Source organism: Streptomyces bathyalis (assembly GCF_015910445.1).
Taxonomy (GTDB): Bacteria; Actinomycetota; Actinomycetes; order Streptomycetales; family Streptomycetaceae; genus Streptomyces; species Streptomyces bathyalis.
In genome coordinates this window covers 4,327,987-4,342,488 of sequence record NZ_CP048882.1, presented here as the reverse complement: position 1 = coordinate 4,342,488, position 14,502 = coordinate 4,327,987, and the positions used below count along the sequence as shown (strand labels likewise).

Below are 14,502 nucleotides of genomic sequence, written 5' to 3'. Positions count from 1 at the left end.
CTGTATGCGGCTTCTGCACGAAGATGTCCGATCACATTGGTTGCCCTCGGCACTCGGCCGGGAATCCGATCGCACCGGCCGGCCAAGTCCGGCCGTGTGTGCACGACTTCGAGGAGACACCACATGTCTGCTTCTCGTCCGCTCCGCCTCGCGGCAACACTTCTGGCCTCGGGAGCCCTGCTGGGTGCGGCAGCGCTCCCGGCGACGGCCTCCGACCACTCGCACGCCCCGCGCTCGGCGGTGAAGATCGGACAGGTGCAGCACGACACCGGCTGGAACAGCCGCTACGACCGCGGCCTGAACTCGGAATGGGTCGAGGTGCGCAACACCGGCCACCACACGGTGCGGCTGAACGGCTGGACCCTCACCGACCGCGACGGCAACCGCTACCGCTTCCGTCACGTGTGGCTGCGTGGCCACTCCTCGGTCATCGTCCACACCGGCGTCGGCCACGACAACGGCCGCCACGTCTACCAGGACCGCAGGACCTCGGTGTGGGACAGCCGCGACGCCGCCACCCTCCGCGACGACGACGGCCGCTGGATCGACACCAAGGCGTGGGGCCGCTACGGCCGCCGCTGACCGGTAGCACCGCTTGAACCCTGCGCCCCGCGGCCGGAACCCGGCCGCGGGGCGCAGGGCTGTGTGGCGAGGGCTCCGGACCTCGGCCCACCGGCCGGAGGGACGTCAGAGACCGGGAACCTCCGGAACCTCTCGTGACCGCCGTCTGTTCCACAAGGGGTGCCGGTGCGCGACCGTGGCCGCTGCCGCGCCCCCTCGTCCCGGTGAACGGCCAGACCTCCCGTAGGGCCACCGCGTACGCGGGCCTCGTACCCGGTCGGGCGCCCCGGCGCGAAGCGGGCGCTCTCAGCGTTCTCACAGCGAACTCACAGGCAGTACTCAGGAAAGAGCCACATGCTGTGCCGATGAACGACAACGCCGCGTCCTGCGGCCGCCCGTCCCGGGTCCTCGTGGTCGACGACGAGGACGCGCTCGCCGATCTGCTCTCCATGGCCCTTCGCTACGAGGGCTGGGAGACCCGCGCGGAGGGCGACGGCACCTCGGCGCTGCGCACCGCTCGGGCATGGCGGCCGGACGCCGTCGTCCTCGACGTGATGCTGCCCGACATGGACGGACTGACCGTGCTCGGCGGACTGCGGCGCGAACTGCCCGAGGTCCCGGTGCTGTTCCTCACGGCCAAGGACGCCGTGGAGGACCGCATCGCCGGACTGACGGCCGGCGGCGACGACTACGTCACCAAACCGTTCTCGCTCGAGGAGCTCGTGGCACGGCTGCGCGGGCTGCTGCGCAGATCGGGGGCGCTCACGGGACGCCCGGAGTCGGTGCTCCAGGTCGGCGACCTCACGCTCGACGAGGAGAGCCACGAAGTGACCCGGGGAGACACCGAGGTCCAGCTCACCGCGACGGAGTTCGAGCTGCTGCGCTACCTCATGCGGAACCCGCGCCGGGTGCTGAGCAAGGCGCAGATACTCGACCGGGTGTGGAGCTACGACTTCGGCGGCCGGGCCAACGTCGTCGAGCTCTACATCTCGTATCTGCGACGGAAGATCGACGCCGGACGGACGCCGCTGATCCACACCCGCCGGGGCGCGGGGTATCTCATCAAGCCCCCGTCCGACGAGCAGTCCCCGGGTGCCGCCCCGCAAGCCCCCGTCGGCGGCGAACCGGACGCGTCCGCCCGGCACATCGTCGGCTGCGGCGGCTCCGGCTTCGGGGGCTCCGGTGCCTCCGGCCGCTCCGGCGGAGGCGAACGGCCGTGATACGGCGGCAGCCGTCGCGACGTCCGGCCGGGACGTCCGGGCGCTGGTCGCTGCGCACTCAGCTCGTCGTCGCCGCCGTGACGCTGATCGCCGTCGTGTGCGCGGTGATCGGCACGGTCACCGCCGTCGCCGTCAACTCCTCGCTCGAATCGCGTCTTGACGACGAACTGCGTGCTTCGGTGCAGCGTTCGTACGGGCCCCCGGGCGCCGCCCTCCCGCAACCTGACGACGTACGGTTCGTCGCCATCCCCGGACAGCCCATCGGCACCGTCGGGGCTCGCACGAGCGACGACGGCCGGCTCACCAGCGCCGCGCGAAGCACGGACCCCGGCGGCGGCCCCGGCACCGACCAGTTGGACCGGCTCACCAGGCTGACGGCCGACCAGCGCGCGGCGCTCGACGATGTGCCGCGCGACGGCCGTCCGCACACGGTGTCACTGCCGGGCCTGGGCGACTACCGCGTCCAGTCCGGCGGGCTGCCGGAAGAGCTGGGCGGCCAGGTGGACGGACTGCTGCTAGGCCTGCCGATGAGCGGCGTCCAGTCGACGCTGAGGACCCTCGTCGTGGTCGAGATCTGCGTATCGGCCGCCGGCCTGATCGCCGCGGGCCTCGCGGGCGCGGCGATGGTGCGCATCGCGCTGCGCCCTCTGCGCCGCGTCGCCGCCACCGCGACCCACGTCACCGAACTGCCCCTGCACAGCGGCGTCGTGACGCTGCCGCACCGGGTCTCGGAGCGCGACACGGACTCCCGCACCGAGGCGGGGCAGGTCGGCGCCGCGCTCAACAAGCTGCTCGGACACGTCAGTTCGGCCCTGGAGGCCCGGCAGCAGAGCGAGATGCGGCTCCGCAGGTTCGTCGCGGACGCCAGCCACGAACTGCGCACTCCGCTGGCCTCCATCCGCGGCTACGCGGAGCTGACCCGGCGGGTCTCCGCGGGCACGGACAGCACCGCCGCCCCGGACGCCGACGGGCAAGAACGTGCAGGCTCGCACGGAAGCAGCAGCGGGGACCGGCCCCAAGCCGGCGCCCTGCCTGCCGGGTCGGGCCCGCCGGCCGCCGACGGCCTGCCGAGCACCCGGCACGCACTCGAGCGGATCGAGTCGGAGGCGACACGGATGTCGGACCTCGTGGAGGACCTGCTCCTGCTCGCCCGGCTGGACGCGGGGAGACCGCTGGAGCGCACGGGCGTGGGCCTGTCCTCGCTCGTCGTCGACGCGGTCAGCGACGCACGCGTGGCCGGGCCGCACCACGTGTGGCGGCTCGAACTGCCCGCCGAACCCGTCGAAGTGCACGGCGACGCCGAGCGGTTGCAGCAGGTCCTGATCAACCTGCTCGCCAACGCCCGTACGCACACGCCCGCCGGTTCGACGGTCACCGCGCGCGTGCGGCCCGTGCCCGCCCGCGGCGAGGTCGTCGTGGAGGTCGAGGACGACGGACCGGGCATTGCGCCGGACGTACTGCCGCACATCTTCGAGCGGTTCGCGCGCGGCGACGCCACGCGCTCGCGTGCCCACGGAAGCACAGGACTCGGTCTGGCCATCGTGGAAGCCGTCGTCACCGCGCACCACGGCCGGGTGACCGTGGCGAGCGGGCCGGGACGTACGGTCTTCGCCGTACGGCTCCCCGCGGCGGCCATGGCGTACCGGACACCACCTGCGGATCGCGCGGGCAGCGACGAGGCCACGGACGGCGTGCCGGGCCCCCGGCCCACCACTGACGACGTGGACGACGTGGACGACGTGGACGACGTGGACGACGTGGACGACGAGGGCGCCGGCGACGACGCGGCAGCCCCGGCTTCCGCCTCGGCGGCCGGAGACAACGGCCACGCGGCTGCGCCTACCCTGGCAGCGGAAACAGCACGACCCGCACCAACTCCCGTGCCGTGGGCGGGTCTTCCTGACCAGGAGACGAAGGAGTCCGGTCATGGGCCGCAGAAGTGACGCCGGCTCGTCGTCCTTCGGCGGCATCGTGATCCGGCCGGCGACGGAGGACGACCTTCCCACCATCGTCGGCATCATGAACTTCACGGCCGAGAATTCGATCGCCACCTTCGACACCCGCCCGATCACCGTGGCCGAACGGCGGGACTGGTTCCGGCACTTCGCCCCGACGGGCCCCTACCGCGCGTTCGTCGCGAGAGACGGCGACAAGGTCCTGGGCTACGCCTGCACCCAGCCGTACAGGGCCCACGAAGCCTTCCGGGAGACCGTCGAGGTGAGCATCGCGCTCAACGCCGCCGCCCGGAGCCGGGGCATCGGAACCATGCTCTACAGCGCGCTGTTCGACAGTCTCGCCGGCGAGCCGGTCCACGTCGTCGTCTCAGGCATCGCCCTGCCCAATGACGCATCGATCGCACTGCACCGTAAGTTCGGCTTCACGGACGTGGGCGTCTTCCGCGAGTACGCGGTGAAGCACGGGCAGTACATCAGCTCGCTGTGGATGCAGCGCTTCCTTCCCTGAGGCAGCGTTCAGGACGGCACTGAGGCAGCGTTCAGGACGGCCGGACCGCCTCCGGCCTGCACACCTTCCGATTCACAGCCGGCGCACAGGCTCGGCACACGGTCCTGACAGGGCGGCCGACGACTGTTCCGGGCATGCGAACACACACCCCAGCGGCAGAGCCCTCCACAGAGCGCCTGCCCGTCCGTAGCCCGCTGGCGCTGCCGGAGCCACGGAACGAGACCGCCCCGACGGTGCTCGACGTGGTCGTGCCCGTGCACAACGAGGAGCGCACCCTTGAGAGTTCGGTCCGGCGCCTGCACGGCTACCTCGACAGCCACTTCCCGTACGGCTTCCGCATCACCATCGCCGACAACGCCAGCACCGACGGGACACAGCGGATCGCCACCCGGCTCGCGCTCGAACTGAGCGGTGTCGTCGCCGTACGCCTGGAGGAGAAGGGACGCGGCCGCGCCCTGCACGTGGTGTGGAGCCGTTCGGACGCGCCGGTGCGCACATACCTGGACGTGGATCTCTCCACCGACCTCAACGCCCTCCTCCCCCTCGTCGCGCCGCTGATCTCGGGACACTCCGACATCGCCATAGGGACCCGGCTGGCAGGGGGCGCCCGGGTGGTGCGCGGCCCGAAGAGGGAGCTGATCTCCCGCGCGTACAACCTGATCCTCCGCGGCTCGCTCTCGGCCCGCTTCTCCGACGCGCAGTGCGGCTTCAAGGCCGTCCGCGGAGATGTGGCGGACCGGCTGCTGCCGCTCGTTCAGGACACGGGCTGGTTCTTCGACACCGAGCTGCTCGTGCTCGCCGAGCGTGCCGGACTGCGGATCCACGAGGTGCCGGTCGACTGGGTCGACGACCCGGACAGCCGGGTCGAGCTCTTCCGCACGGCCCTCGCCGACATGCGTGGCGTATGGCGCGTGGGACGCGGACTGGCCACCGGCGCACTGCCGCTCGGACGCCTCCGGCGCCCCTTCGGGGACGATCCGCGGGACCGCGCGCTGCGAGGAGTCCCGAACGGACTCGTCCGCCAACTGGCGAGCTTCTGCGTCGTCGGCGCCGTCAGCACCCTCGCCTATCTGGCGCTCTACTCGCTGCTGCGCCTCGGAGTGGGACCGCAGTACGCCAACGCCCTTGCGCTGCTGCTCACCGCGCTCGGCAACACGGCCGCCAACCGCCGTCACACCTTCCGGGTCCGCGGACGGGCGGGCCTCGTACGCAGCCACGCGCAGGGCCTGCTGGTCTTCGGGATCGGACTGGCGCTCACCAGCGGCTCGCTCGCCGCGCTGGAGACCGCGGACGCGCACCCGTCGCGCAGCACGGAGCTCACGGTCCTGATCGTCGCCAACCTGGCCGCGACACTGCTGCGCTTCCTGCTCTTCCGCACCTGGGTCTTCGCCGGTGAGTCCCCGGAGGTCAGAGCCGAGGAGGACGGCGGAAGAGCCCACGACGACCGGCCAGTTGAAGCCGGTCGAGCCGGACAACCCGGAGAAGCCGGTGGAGCCGGTGGAGCCGGTGAAGCCGGTGAAGCCGGTGAAGCCGGTGAAGCCGCCCTGAACGCCTGGGGCGCGCACGGCGACACCCGCGGCGACCACGACACCTTCACGGAACGGACCTCCGCATGACCGGCCTCGCCCGCTCCCTCGTCCCCACCACCCGCCTCGCCGCGCGAACGAACGCCCGCGCCGCACGTCCCCGATGGGAACGACCCGCCTACTGGGCGCTGCTCGCCGTCACGGCGGTCCTCTTCCTGTACGGGCTGGGCGCCTCGGGCTACGCCAACTCCTTTTACTCCGCGGCCGCCCAGGCGGGCAGCGAGAGCTGGAAGGCGTTCCTCTTCGGCTCGCTCGACTCCGGCAACGTGATCACGGTCGACAAGCCGCCCGCCGCACTGTGGCCGATGGCGCTGTCCGTGCGGCTGTTCGGGCTGGGCACCTGGCAGATCCTGGTACCGCAAGCGCTGGCAGGCGTCGCCACCGTCGCCGTCCTCCACGCGTCCGTACGGCGCTGGTTCGGGCCGGCGGCGGGCCTGCTGACGGGCGGACTGACGGCACTGACACCCGTCGCGGCGCTGATGTTCCGGTTCAACAACCCGGACGCCCTGCTGTGTTTGCTGTCGGTGTGCGCGGTGTACTGCCTGCTGCGTGCCGTCGAGGACACCCGCATGAGGTGGCTGCTCCTGTGCGGCGCCGCTCTGGGACTGGGATTTCTCGTCAAGACACTTCAGGCCTGGCTGATCGTTCCGCCGCTGGCCCTGGTCTATCTGGTCTGCGCACAGCCGTCGCTGCCGCGCCGCGCCGGGCGGCTGCTGCTCGCCGGGCTGGCGATGCTGGCGAGCTGCGGCTGGTGGGTCGCCCTCGTCGAGCTGTGGCCGGCAGGCTCCCGCCCGTACGTGGGGGGCTCGCAGAACAACAGCTTTCTCGAACTGACTCTCGGCTACAACGGGTTGGGCCGTATCACCGGCAACGAGGTCGGAAGCGTCGGGCCGGGGGCGGGACGCGGCGGAGGATCCGGCGGTCCGGGTGGTGGTCCGGGCGGCGGCATGTTCGGCGAGAGCGGCGTCGGACGGATGTTCAACCAGACGGTCGGGGGGCAGATCTCCTGGCTGCTGCCCGCGGCCCTTCTCCTCCTCGTCGCGGGGCTGGTGCTGACTCGCCGGGCCGCACGAACCGACATGCGGCGTGCGGCACTTCTGGCATGGGGCGGCTCGCTCCTGATGACCGTTGCGGTCTTCAGCCTGATGTCGGGGATCTTCCACGAGTACTACACCGTTGCGCTCGCCCCGTACGTCGCCGCAGTCGTGGCCATCGGGACGGTCATGCTGTGGCAGAGCCGTGCGCGGCGTGCCGCCACCGTGACACTGGCAGGCGCGGTGGCAGTGACAGCTGCGTGGTCGTACGTCCTGCTCGACCGGGCTGCTGACTGGCTGCCGTGGCTCAAGTGGGCGGTCCTCGCCGGGGGAACGGCAGCCGCGCTCGGCATCCTGGCAACGGCGGTGCTGCCGAAGCGGGTCGCGGGGAAGACCGTCGTGGCAGTCATCGCCGGGCTGGGCCTGGCGGCGTCGCTTGCAGGGCCCCTGGCGTACACGCTGAGCACCGTCCACACCCCGCACTCCGGAGCCATCGTGACGGCCGGGCCCGCGTCGGCACGCCTCGGCGGACCCGGCGGAGCCCGCGTCGCCGGGCCGGGGGGCGGGGAGGGTCGCGGGAGCTTCCCCGGTCCGGCGGCCGGCGGAGGCCAACAGGCAGGCCCCATCGAGCAGTTCCCGCCCGGTGCCGTCGGCGGATCCGGCCGTCCCGGGCAGGGTGGCAAGCCGGACGACGGCCTGCCCGGCCGGACCCTCGATGGCAGGAACCCGGAGCGGATGCCCCGGGGCGGCATGGGCGGACTGCTCGACGGGCAGCAGGTCGGCAGGGCCACCAAGGCGAAGCTCACCGAGGACGCCGCCGACTACACCTGGGTGGCCGCCACCATCGGCGCGATGAACGGTGCGAGTTACCAACTGGCCGCCGAACAGCCGGTGATGTCCATCGGAGGCTTCAACGGCACCGACCCGGCTCCCACACTGGCCCAGTTCAAGAAGTACGTGGAAGCAGGCGAGATCCACTACTTCATCAGCGGCGGTCCGGGCGGTCCGGGCGGCCGGCAGGGCAACTCCACCGAGATCTCTGACTGGGTCGAGAAGCACTTCGCCAAGGAGAAGTCCGGCCGGACCACCCTCTACGACCTGACGGAGAAGAAGCAGAAGTCGGACAACGACCGGAGGCAGCCCTTGTAATTGGCACGCCCTGACGGACGGGGAGATGCTCAGCCACATCCCGCGCGTCGCCGCACACATCGACCAGGCGGAGGCGGACCTCCACTCGTGGGTTCAGGAACTGCGCCGCCGCGGCGTCTCCTGAGCCAGGACCGGCGAAGCTCTCGGAACCACCCGCCAGTCGGCGTGGGAGCACTTCTCCGGCGAGAAGTGGCGCGGGCCTGGGCCGCGTTCAAGCCCCTCGGAGGGCCGAGGCGCGGCGGAGGTCACGGCCCGCGGCGTTGCTGTACCTGACCGCTGAGCCGCGTCCGCCCCCGCCACATGGACAGGACGAACGTCGAAGAGGCCGCGGCCGCGGCGAGCAGCGCGGCCGCGGTCGGCACTGTGAACGTGACGGGCCAGTCGAGGTGCCGGGCGTGGTCGGCCACCCGGCCCCCGGCTGCCGACCCGGTGGCGACGCCGGTCAGAAGGGCGGTCACGGCATACGTCATGCCCTCGTTCAACCGTGCTGCCGGGACGGTCTCCTGGATCAGCGTCATGCCCGTCACCATCGTCGGCGCGGTGCCCATGCCGGCGACGAGCAGCGCCACTGCGAGGAGCGGCAGGCTCCCGGTCGCCGCGGCGGTGAGTGGCAGCCATGCCAGGACTGCCATCACAGCGACGCACAGCGTGAAGCGGCGGATGAGCGGTGTGGTGGGCACCCTGAGTGTGCCGACGAGCAGGCCGGCCGCGGCCGACCCCAGTGCCTGGCAGGCGAGCACCGCCCCCGCTGCCGCTTGCTGCCCGCGCTCGTCGGCGAATGCGATCGTCGCGACCTCCAACGCGCCGAACACGGCTCCGGTGCACAGAAATGTCACCAGCAACGGTGTCAGTGCGCGCAGTCGCAGAGGCGAAGCGGCGAGGCCGGGTTTCCGGGGCGCCACCGGGGGCTCGGTGCCGCGTTGCCCTGTGAAGATGAGCATCCCCAGGAGCAGAAGTACCGCTCCGGCCAACGTTCCTGATTCCGGGAAGAGCTGGGTGCACAGCAGTGCGGCAAGGGGTGGGCCCGACATGAAGCACAGCTCGTCGGCGGCCTGCTCGAAGGAGTTCGCGGTGTGCCGGGCGGCGGGATCCCGACGGAAGAGATGCGCCCAACGGGCCCGCGACATGCCACCGGTGTTCGGTGTGGTGGCAGTTGCCGCGTACGAGGCGAAGAGCGTCCAGTCCGGCGCACCGAACCGCATGCATGCGGTCAGCGACACCGCTCCCGCCACTGCGACGAGTGTCGCGGGCAGCGCGACCCGCGCCTGCCCGTGCCGGTCGATCAGCCGGGCCGTCAACGGACCCACAACACCCGTGGCAGCCAGTCCCGTTGCTGTCACGGCACCTGCCAGCGCATACGAGTCGCGCGCGCTCGCGATCATGATGACCGCGGAAACACCGAACATCCCCATGGGGAGCCGGGCAAGCAGGTTCCCCGCGGTGAAGGCGCGAGTTCCCGGAACAGCGAACAGCCGCGCGTACGGGGCGAGTCGGCGGGGCGCTCTGCGCGGGGTGCGAACGGCCACGGCTCGTCCGGCAGGCATCCTCGGATGGGCGATGAGGGTGTGCCCGCTCACGCCAAAGAACGGCATGCCGTCCGGGGAGAAAGAGTGATCGCGCCGACTACGGCGATGGACGGCGGCGTATGGCATGTGCGCCAGATTCGCCGTCCGGTCAGCAGCCCTCAACCTGTTTTCGGCAGCCGCAGCTCGGCGTCGAGGCGGGCACGTGGCCCGTCGCCACTGAGGGTGGCAACGCTACGAACCCGATGCCGACGCTTCCTCAACGGTCAGGCAGGCTGCCACAGTTCGACCCGGTTGCCCTCGGGATCGGTGACCCAGCCGAACCGGCCGACCCCCTCCATGTCCTGCGTTTCCTCGTCCACGTCCGCTCCCTTGGCGCGCAACTGCGCGAGTATCGCGTCCAGGTCGCGGACCCGGAAGTTGAGCATGGACTGCTGGGCGCGGGACCCGAAGTAGTCGGTCTCGGACTCGAACGTCGCGAACACCGTGGGCCCGACGTCCTGATGCCAAAGGCCGTGCTCATCGGCGTCCAGGCCGAGACAGTCGCGGTACCAGGCGCTCAGGGCCTTCGGGTCGGCGGCACGCATGAAGTACCCACCGATTCCAAGCACACGTTCCATGCCGCCATCCTGCCAGGACCGCGTCCCCCCGTCCGGATCACGGCGGAACCCGCCGGTCGGGGCAATCCCACCCTCGACAGGGACGTTGGCAGAACGGCCGGGGGCATCAGGCCGACGAGCGTGCCGTGGGACGACGGCAGATCCCAGGCAGTCACTGCCACCGCCACGCTCTGAGTGTGTTCCGCCTGACTCACAGCCCCGCTGAGGGCCTGCCGAGAGGGGTCTGAACCGTCCACTCCGGCCACAAGGTCTTACCGGCCCGTGCGCTCCCCGCAGGTGCTCGCATGACGAGTACTCGCATGGCGGGACCCAGCGAGTGGGTCCCGCCATGCGTCGTCGTTCACCACTGTGCGCGACGAGCCTCAGCCCTCAGCCCGTACCGAAGTCACAGGCGCGTGACCACGGTTCAGCTCGCGCGACTCACTTGCGGGATTTCTTGACGTCGGCAGCCGGGGGAAGCTTCGCGGTCGGCGGGGCCACCGTGCTTCCGGGGTTGGTGCATCCGGGGACGCTGCCTTCGGGGCTGCAGTTGTCCGGGGTGTTGCGGATGACCCTGCTCTCGGTGAGCGTGACTTGGCCTCCTTGATTGAGGATCCCGCCCCCGGCGGTGATCGCCGTGTTGCGCGTGACCAGGCTCCGGAACAGCGTGACGGTACTTCCGGTCCCCCCGTTCGAGATGCCCGCACCGTTCACAGCGATGTTGTCCCTGACAGTGGTCGACCTCAGGCGCAGGGTGGAACCGTTCACGTTGCGGAGGCCGCCACCCAGCTGGGCGGTGTTGCCCCTGACCGATACGGACTCCAGAGACGCGGTGCCCCCGATGTTCTCCAGACCCCCGCCGATTTCGAGCGCGCGGTTCCTGAGCAGGGACCCGCCCTCCATCCTCAACGTGCCGTTGCCCGCGTTGATGATCCCGCCGCCGAAGCCGTTTGCGGTGTTGCGCTCGACGGTGCTGCGGTCGAGGTTGGTCCGTCCACCGGTGTTGGCGATGCCACCACCGTCACCGGCGAGATTGTTCCTCACGATCGTGCGGTTCAGGTTCAGCGTTCCGCTGCTGTTCGCGATGCCGCCGCCGGACAGGGCGTTGCCCACGCGGCCGTTGCTGACGGTGAGCGAGTTCAGGTTGAGGGTGCCGCCGGTCGCGACGTGGAAGATACGGAAGTCCTGCGTCGCACTCGGGGCACGCCGGATGGTCGTGTCACGGCCGGAGATCGTCACGTTCCCGGTGATCTCCGGAAGCCCGTCGTCCGCATTGTTGGGGGTGGTCAGGTTGTAGGTGCAGTGGGACGCGAGCGTGATGCGGCCAGCATTGGCGCTGGCGTTGGCCCGGTTGATCGCGTTCACCAGGCCGGTGATGTCGTTGCACCGCACATGAGTCCCCCCGGCGGCACTGGCAGGCCCGGTCGGCAGGACCGCAAGGGAGAGTCCCACACCGAACGCGGCCGCGACGGCACCGGACCGCAAGATGATCTTCATGGCTACGCCTTCCTCAGCGCTGAGAGTGAAACGGCACGTCATCTGCACGGCACCAAGCGGCCTGCCGGCCGGTCGGACTGATGAGATGACAAATCATCCGTAACCGCAGCCACAGCGGCCTCACCTGGCCTACCGCCGAACGGCCCCGCCCCTGCAAGCTCTGGGCCCACCGCCGTCGCCCGAAGGTGCTGCTGTCACCACCGACTGCCGCTGAGGAGGTGCGGGTGGCCGTCGGATCTGGCCGGCCGACTTGAGCAGCCCAGAGCCCAGCTCGTACCTGCCCCCGCAGCACCCCGGGCACGTTCCGCGAGGCATTCGCGGGGCTCCACGTTGTTGCTCCCTCGGACGGGGGAGGTGGCTCGTTCAAGCGGTCGACGCCCGGCCGCACCTTGATGCGACGGCGGCGCAACTCGGGCGTCGCCATTCGGCGCCACCGCCCGGCCGGGAGCGGACCGGAGGCAGCAGAGTCGGCCCGGCGGCGCGAGCCCCAGCGCCTCCACCCACGGGTCCTTCCCACAGGGCCGAGGACGAGCAGTCATGTCCCCTCAGTGAACCCGCACTTGCCATTCCTATCGATAATCAATAGATTTCTATTGCTAGTCGACCAAGGGAGGGGCGATGGGGAAGCTGACGGTGCTTGCGCTGCGCGCCGTGATGGTGGCGCTGCTCGCCGGATCGCTGTTCGTCCAGGCGGTGATGGTGGCGATGCTGGGCGGCGCCGTGGAGGAGAGCGTTCTGTCGGACCACCGCACTCCGGCCCTCGTGATCACGATCCTGGTCGTCGTCACGGTTCAGATCGTCCTGTTCGGCGTGTGGCGGCTGGTGACGATGGTGCGACGCGGCACGGTCTTCTCCCACGCCGCGTTCCGCTACGTCCACCTCGTGATCGGCGCGTTCGTGGCGGCCGCGCTCCTGGTGTTCGCCCTCGGGGTGGTCCTGGCGCCGGGCGAGGCCGTACCTCCGGGTGTCGTGGCCCTGCTGGGCGGGGTTTCCCTGGCGATCTTCGGGATCGCGCTCATCGTGCTCGTACTGCGGATGCTGCTCGCACAGGCCCTCGCACGCGACGTCGAAGCGTCGCGGCTGGGGGCCGAGCTGGCCGAGGTGATCTGATGCCGATCATCGTCGACATCGACGTGATGATGGCCAAGCGGAAGATGTCCGTGGGCGAACTGGCGGACCGGGTGGGGATCACGCCCGCCAACCTGGCGGTGCTCAAGAACGGCCGCGCCAAGGCGGTGCGCTTCACCACGCTCGCCGCGCTGTGCGAAGCGCTCGAGTGTCAGCCCGGAGACCTGCTGCGCTGGGAGCCCGAGGACGCCGGGGGCCCCGAGGGCAACCACCGGGCCACGCACGAATCCGGGGAATCCGTCCCGACCGGATCCTCGCCCTGGTGACCGCGGCCGCGGTTGCCGGCCCCTGCACACGATCACCGGTCAGGACACCGGCCCGTGACGTCCGCACGACTCACCCTCGCGACTCTGGCCGTCGCCGCACCGCCCGCAGCCGGCCGGGGCCTGCCGCGCTCCGATGACGGACCCCAACAGGAACAGGGCACACCATGACGACAGCCGACCGCTCCTACCGTCTCGGGGCCGCAGACAGTGCCGACGTATTGGTCGTCGGGGCGGGACTGGCCGGTTTGAACACCGCCACGCTCCTCGCCCGGCAAGGCCACGACGTGCTCGTGGTCGAACGCCGGACCAATCTCGCCGCCGCGATCCGCACCACTGGAATCTTCGTACGGAAGACACTCGACGACTTCCCTCTGCCCCCCGACTGCCTCGGACCACCGATCCGGCGCGTGGTCCTCTATCCCCCTGACCTGCGCCGCCCGGTCAGCCTCACCAGCCCCCGCGACGAGTACCGGGTGGGCGACATGGCGCCGCTCTACGAAGCGTCGGCCGCCGCCGCGGCCGCCGCCGGCGTACGCATAGCACTGGGCACTCGCTATGCCGGCCGGCAGGGCAACACGTTCCACCTGGCAGGTCGAGACGAGCCGACCGCGGTCCGTGCCCGCTTCGTCGTCGGCGCGGACGGCGCCCGCTCACGAGTGGCCCGCGACCTCGCTCTCGACCGGAACCGCCATCTGATCGTCGGCGCCGAAGAGGTCTTCGAACTGGCGGGAAGCCACGAGCCACCGACCTTCCACTGCGTACTCGATCCCTCGCTGGCCCCCGGCTACCTGGCCTGGGTGGTCAACGACGGGCAGCACGCCCATGTCGGTGTCGCGGGCTATGCCGACCGCTATCCGGACGGTCTCCGCCGGGCCGTGGAGCGTTTCAGCGGCTCGGCCCCCGGGCTGAGCGGCGTCGAACGTCCCGGAACGGTGGAACGACGGGGAGGTCCCATCCCGGTCGGCGGCCTGCTGCGCCGGATCAGCTGCGCCGACGGGCTTCTGGTGGGCGACGCGGCAGGCGCGGTCTCCCCACTCACCGCCGGCGGCCTGGACCCGTGCCTGCGGCAGTCGGAACTCGCAGCCGACGTGCTCAACGACGCTCTGCGCAGCGGAGATTCAGACACCTTGGCCAACTACGACGGAGCCGCACTCCGCACCCGGTTCCGCGGACGGCTCATGCTGCGCCGGGGGTTGGCCCAGGTCCGGACGCCGACCACAGCGGCAGCGGCGTTCACACTGCTACGCACCCCGTTCGGAAAGGCCGCGGCAAGCCGGGTCCTCTTCGGCGACAGGTCCTTCCCCGACCCCACCCCCAAGTGACCTCACCACGGGCCGGTTCAAGAGTGCGACGTGACGGGCCGGTTCAAGACCGAGACGTGACGGGCCGCGTGCTGGCGTGCGGGGCGATCGCCGCCGGCTCGTCGGCCGCCTCGGACATCACCGAGCGGGCATCAGGTCAATACACCTAGCCGCA

At 70.9% G+C, this 14,502-nt stretch carries 11 protein-coding genes and 1 pseudogene; 9 read left to right on the top strand and 3 right to left on the bottom strand.

Features of this window, described 5'->3' with window-relative positions; genetic code table 11:
- Positions 1–123: 123 nt before the first annotated feature.
- The 6 genes and pseudogenes from G4Z16_RS18920 (at position 124) to G4Z16_RS18895 (ending at position 8,013) form a co-directional block, all read left to right on the top strand.
- Complete coding sequence (locus G4Z16_RS18920) at positions 124–582, top strand: lamin tail domain-containing protein (RefSeq protein WP_197351919.1); 459 nt, start codon at positions 124–126, stop codon at positions 580–582.
- A gap of 344 nt (positions 583–926) precedes the next feature.
- Positions 927–1,631 (top strand): annotated as a pseudogene (locus G4Z16_RS18915) (response regulator transcription factor); the annotation flags it as partial.
- 146 nt (positions 1,632–1,777) lie between these two features.
- Positions 1,778–3,724, top strand: a complete 1,947-nt coding sequence (locus G4Z16_RS18910) for a sensor histidine kinase (RefSeq protein ID WP_197351917.1) — start codon at positions 1,778–1,780, stop codon at positions 3,722–3,724.
- Positions 3,708–4,244 carry a GNAT family N-acetyltransferase gene (locus tag G4Z16_RS18905; protein WP_197351916.1) on the top strand — a complete coding sequence of 179 codons (537 nt, stop codon included), beginning with the start codon at positions 3,708–3,710 and terminating at the stop codon, positions 4,242–4,244. The genes G4Z16_RS18910 and G4Z16_RS18905 overlap by 17 nt, the downstream gene beginning before the upstream one ends.
- Positions 4,245–4,378: 134 nt before the next feature.
- Entirely contained in the window at positions 4,379–5,860 is a 1,482-nt protein-coding gene (locus tag G4Z16_RS18900; protein WP_197351915.1) for a bifunctional glycosyltransferase family 2/GtrA family protein, read from the top strand.
- Positions 5,857–8,013 carry an ArnT family glycosyltransferase gene (locus G4Z16_RS18895; RefSeq protein WP_197351914.1) on the top strand — a complete coding sequence of 719 codons (2,157 nt, stop codon included), beginning with the start codon at positions 5,857–5,859 and terminating at the stop codon, positions 8,011–8,013. Before G4Z16_RS18900 ends, G4Z16_RS18895 begins: the two co-directional genes overlap by 4 nt.
- 245 nt (positions 8,014–8,258) lie before the next feature.
- Here the strand turns inward: G4Z16_RS18895 and G4Z16_RS18890 are convergent, their stop codons facing one another.
- The 3 genes from G4Z16_RS18890 to G4Z16_RS18880 all read right to left on the bottom strand — a co-directional run bounded on the left by G4Z16_RS18890 (position 8,259) and on the right by G4Z16_RS18880 (position 11,632).
- Positions 8,259–9,605: an MFS transporter gene (locus G4Z16_RS18890; RefSeq protein WP_197351913.1), complete on the bottom strand. Its 1,347-nt coding sequence runs from the start codon at positions 9,603–9,605 to the stop codon at positions 8,259–8,261.
- A 197-nt stretch (positions 9,606–9,802) separates the two neighbouring features.
- Positions 9,803–10,156 (bottom strand): VOC family protein, encoded by a 354-nt coding sequence (locus G4Z16_RS18885; protein ID WP_197351912.1) that lies wholly within the window; start codon positions 10,154–10,156, stop codon positions 9,803–9,805.
- Between the two features lie 420 nt (positions 10,157–10,576).
- Positions 10,577–11,632, bottom strand: a complete 1,056-nt coding sequence (locus G4Z16_RS18880) for a right-handed parallel beta-helix repeat-containing protein (protein ID WP_197351911.1) — start codon at positions 11,630–11,632, stop codon at positions 10,577–10,579.
- A 618-nt stretch (positions 11,633–12,250) separates the two neighbouring features.
- Here G4Z16_RS18880 and G4Z16_RS18875 point away from each other — a divergent pair.
- The 3 genes from G4Z16_RS18875 (at position 12,251) to G4Z16_RS18865 (ending at position 14,348) form a co-directional block, all read left to right on the top strand.
- Positions 12,251–12,742 carry a DUF2975 domain-containing protein gene (locus G4Z16_RS18875; RefSeq protein ID WP_197351910.1) on the top strand — a complete coding sequence of 164 codons (492 nt, stop codon included), beginning with the start codon at positions 12,251–12,253 and terminating at the stop codon, positions 12,740–12,742.
- A complete protein-coding gene (locus tag G4Z16_RS18870) occupies positions 12,742–13,026 on the top strand; it encodes a helix-turn-helix domain-containing protein (RefSeq protein WP_197351909.1) in 285 nt (94 codons plus the stop codon). Before G4Z16_RS18875 ends, G4Z16_RS18870 begins: the two co-directional genes overlap by 1 nt.
- Before the next feature lie 164 nt (positions 13,027–13,190).
- Positions 13,191–14,348, top strand: a complete 1,158-nt coding sequence (locus G4Z16_RS18865) for an FAD-dependent oxidoreductase (RefSeq protein WP_197351908.1) — start codon at positions 13,191–13,193, stop codon at positions 14,346–14,348.
- Positions 14,349–14,502: the final 154 nt, after the last annotated feature.

What these genes read in the sequence shown, in the direction of transcription:
- G4Z16_RS18880 (WP_197351911.1), bottom strand. Translation starts at nt 11,632, where the DNA reads ATGAAGATCATCTTGCGGTCCGGTGCCGTCGCGGCCGCGTTCGGTGTG.
- G4Z16_RS18890 (WP_197351913.1), bottom strand. Translation starts at nt 9,605, where the DNA reads ATGCCGTTCTTTGGCGTGAGCGGGCACACCCTCATCGCCCATCCGAGG.
- G4Z16_RS18870 (WP_197351909.1), top strand. Translation starts at nt 12,742, where the DNA reads ATGCCGATCATCGTCGACATCGACGTGATGATGGCCAAGCGGAAGATG.
- G4Z16_RS18865 (WP_197351908.1), top strand. Translation starts at nt 13,191, where the DNA reads ATGACGACAGCCGACCGCTCCTACCGTCTCGGGGCCGCAGACAGTGCC.
- G4Z16_RS18885 (WP_197351912.1), bottom strand. Translation starts at nt 10,156, where the DNA reads ATGGAACGTGTGCTTGGAATCGGTGGGTACTTCATGCGTGCCGCCGAC.
- G4Z16_RS18905 (WP_197351916.1), top strand. Translation starts at nt 3,708, where the DNA reads ATGGGCCGCAGAAGTGACGCCGGCTCGTCGTCCTTCGGCGGCATCGTG.
- G4Z16_RS18900 (WP_197351915.1), top strand. Translation starts at nt 4,379, where the DNA reads ATGCGAACACACACCCCAGCGGCAGAGCCCTCCACAGAGCGCCTGCCC.
- G4Z16_RS18895 (WP_197351914.1), top strand. Translation starts at nt 5,857, where the DNA reads ATGACCGGCCTCGCCCGCTCCCTCGTCCCCACCACCCGCCTCGCCGCG.
- G4Z16_RS18875 (WP_197351910.1), top strand. Translation starts at nt 12,251, where the DNA reads ATGGGGAAGCTGACGGTGCTTGCGCTGCGCGCCGTGATGGTGGCGCTG.
- G4Z16_RS18920 (WP_197351919.1), top strand. Translation starts at nt 124, where the DNA reads ATGTCTGCTTCTCGTCCGCTCCGCCTCGCGGCAACACTTCTGGCCTCG.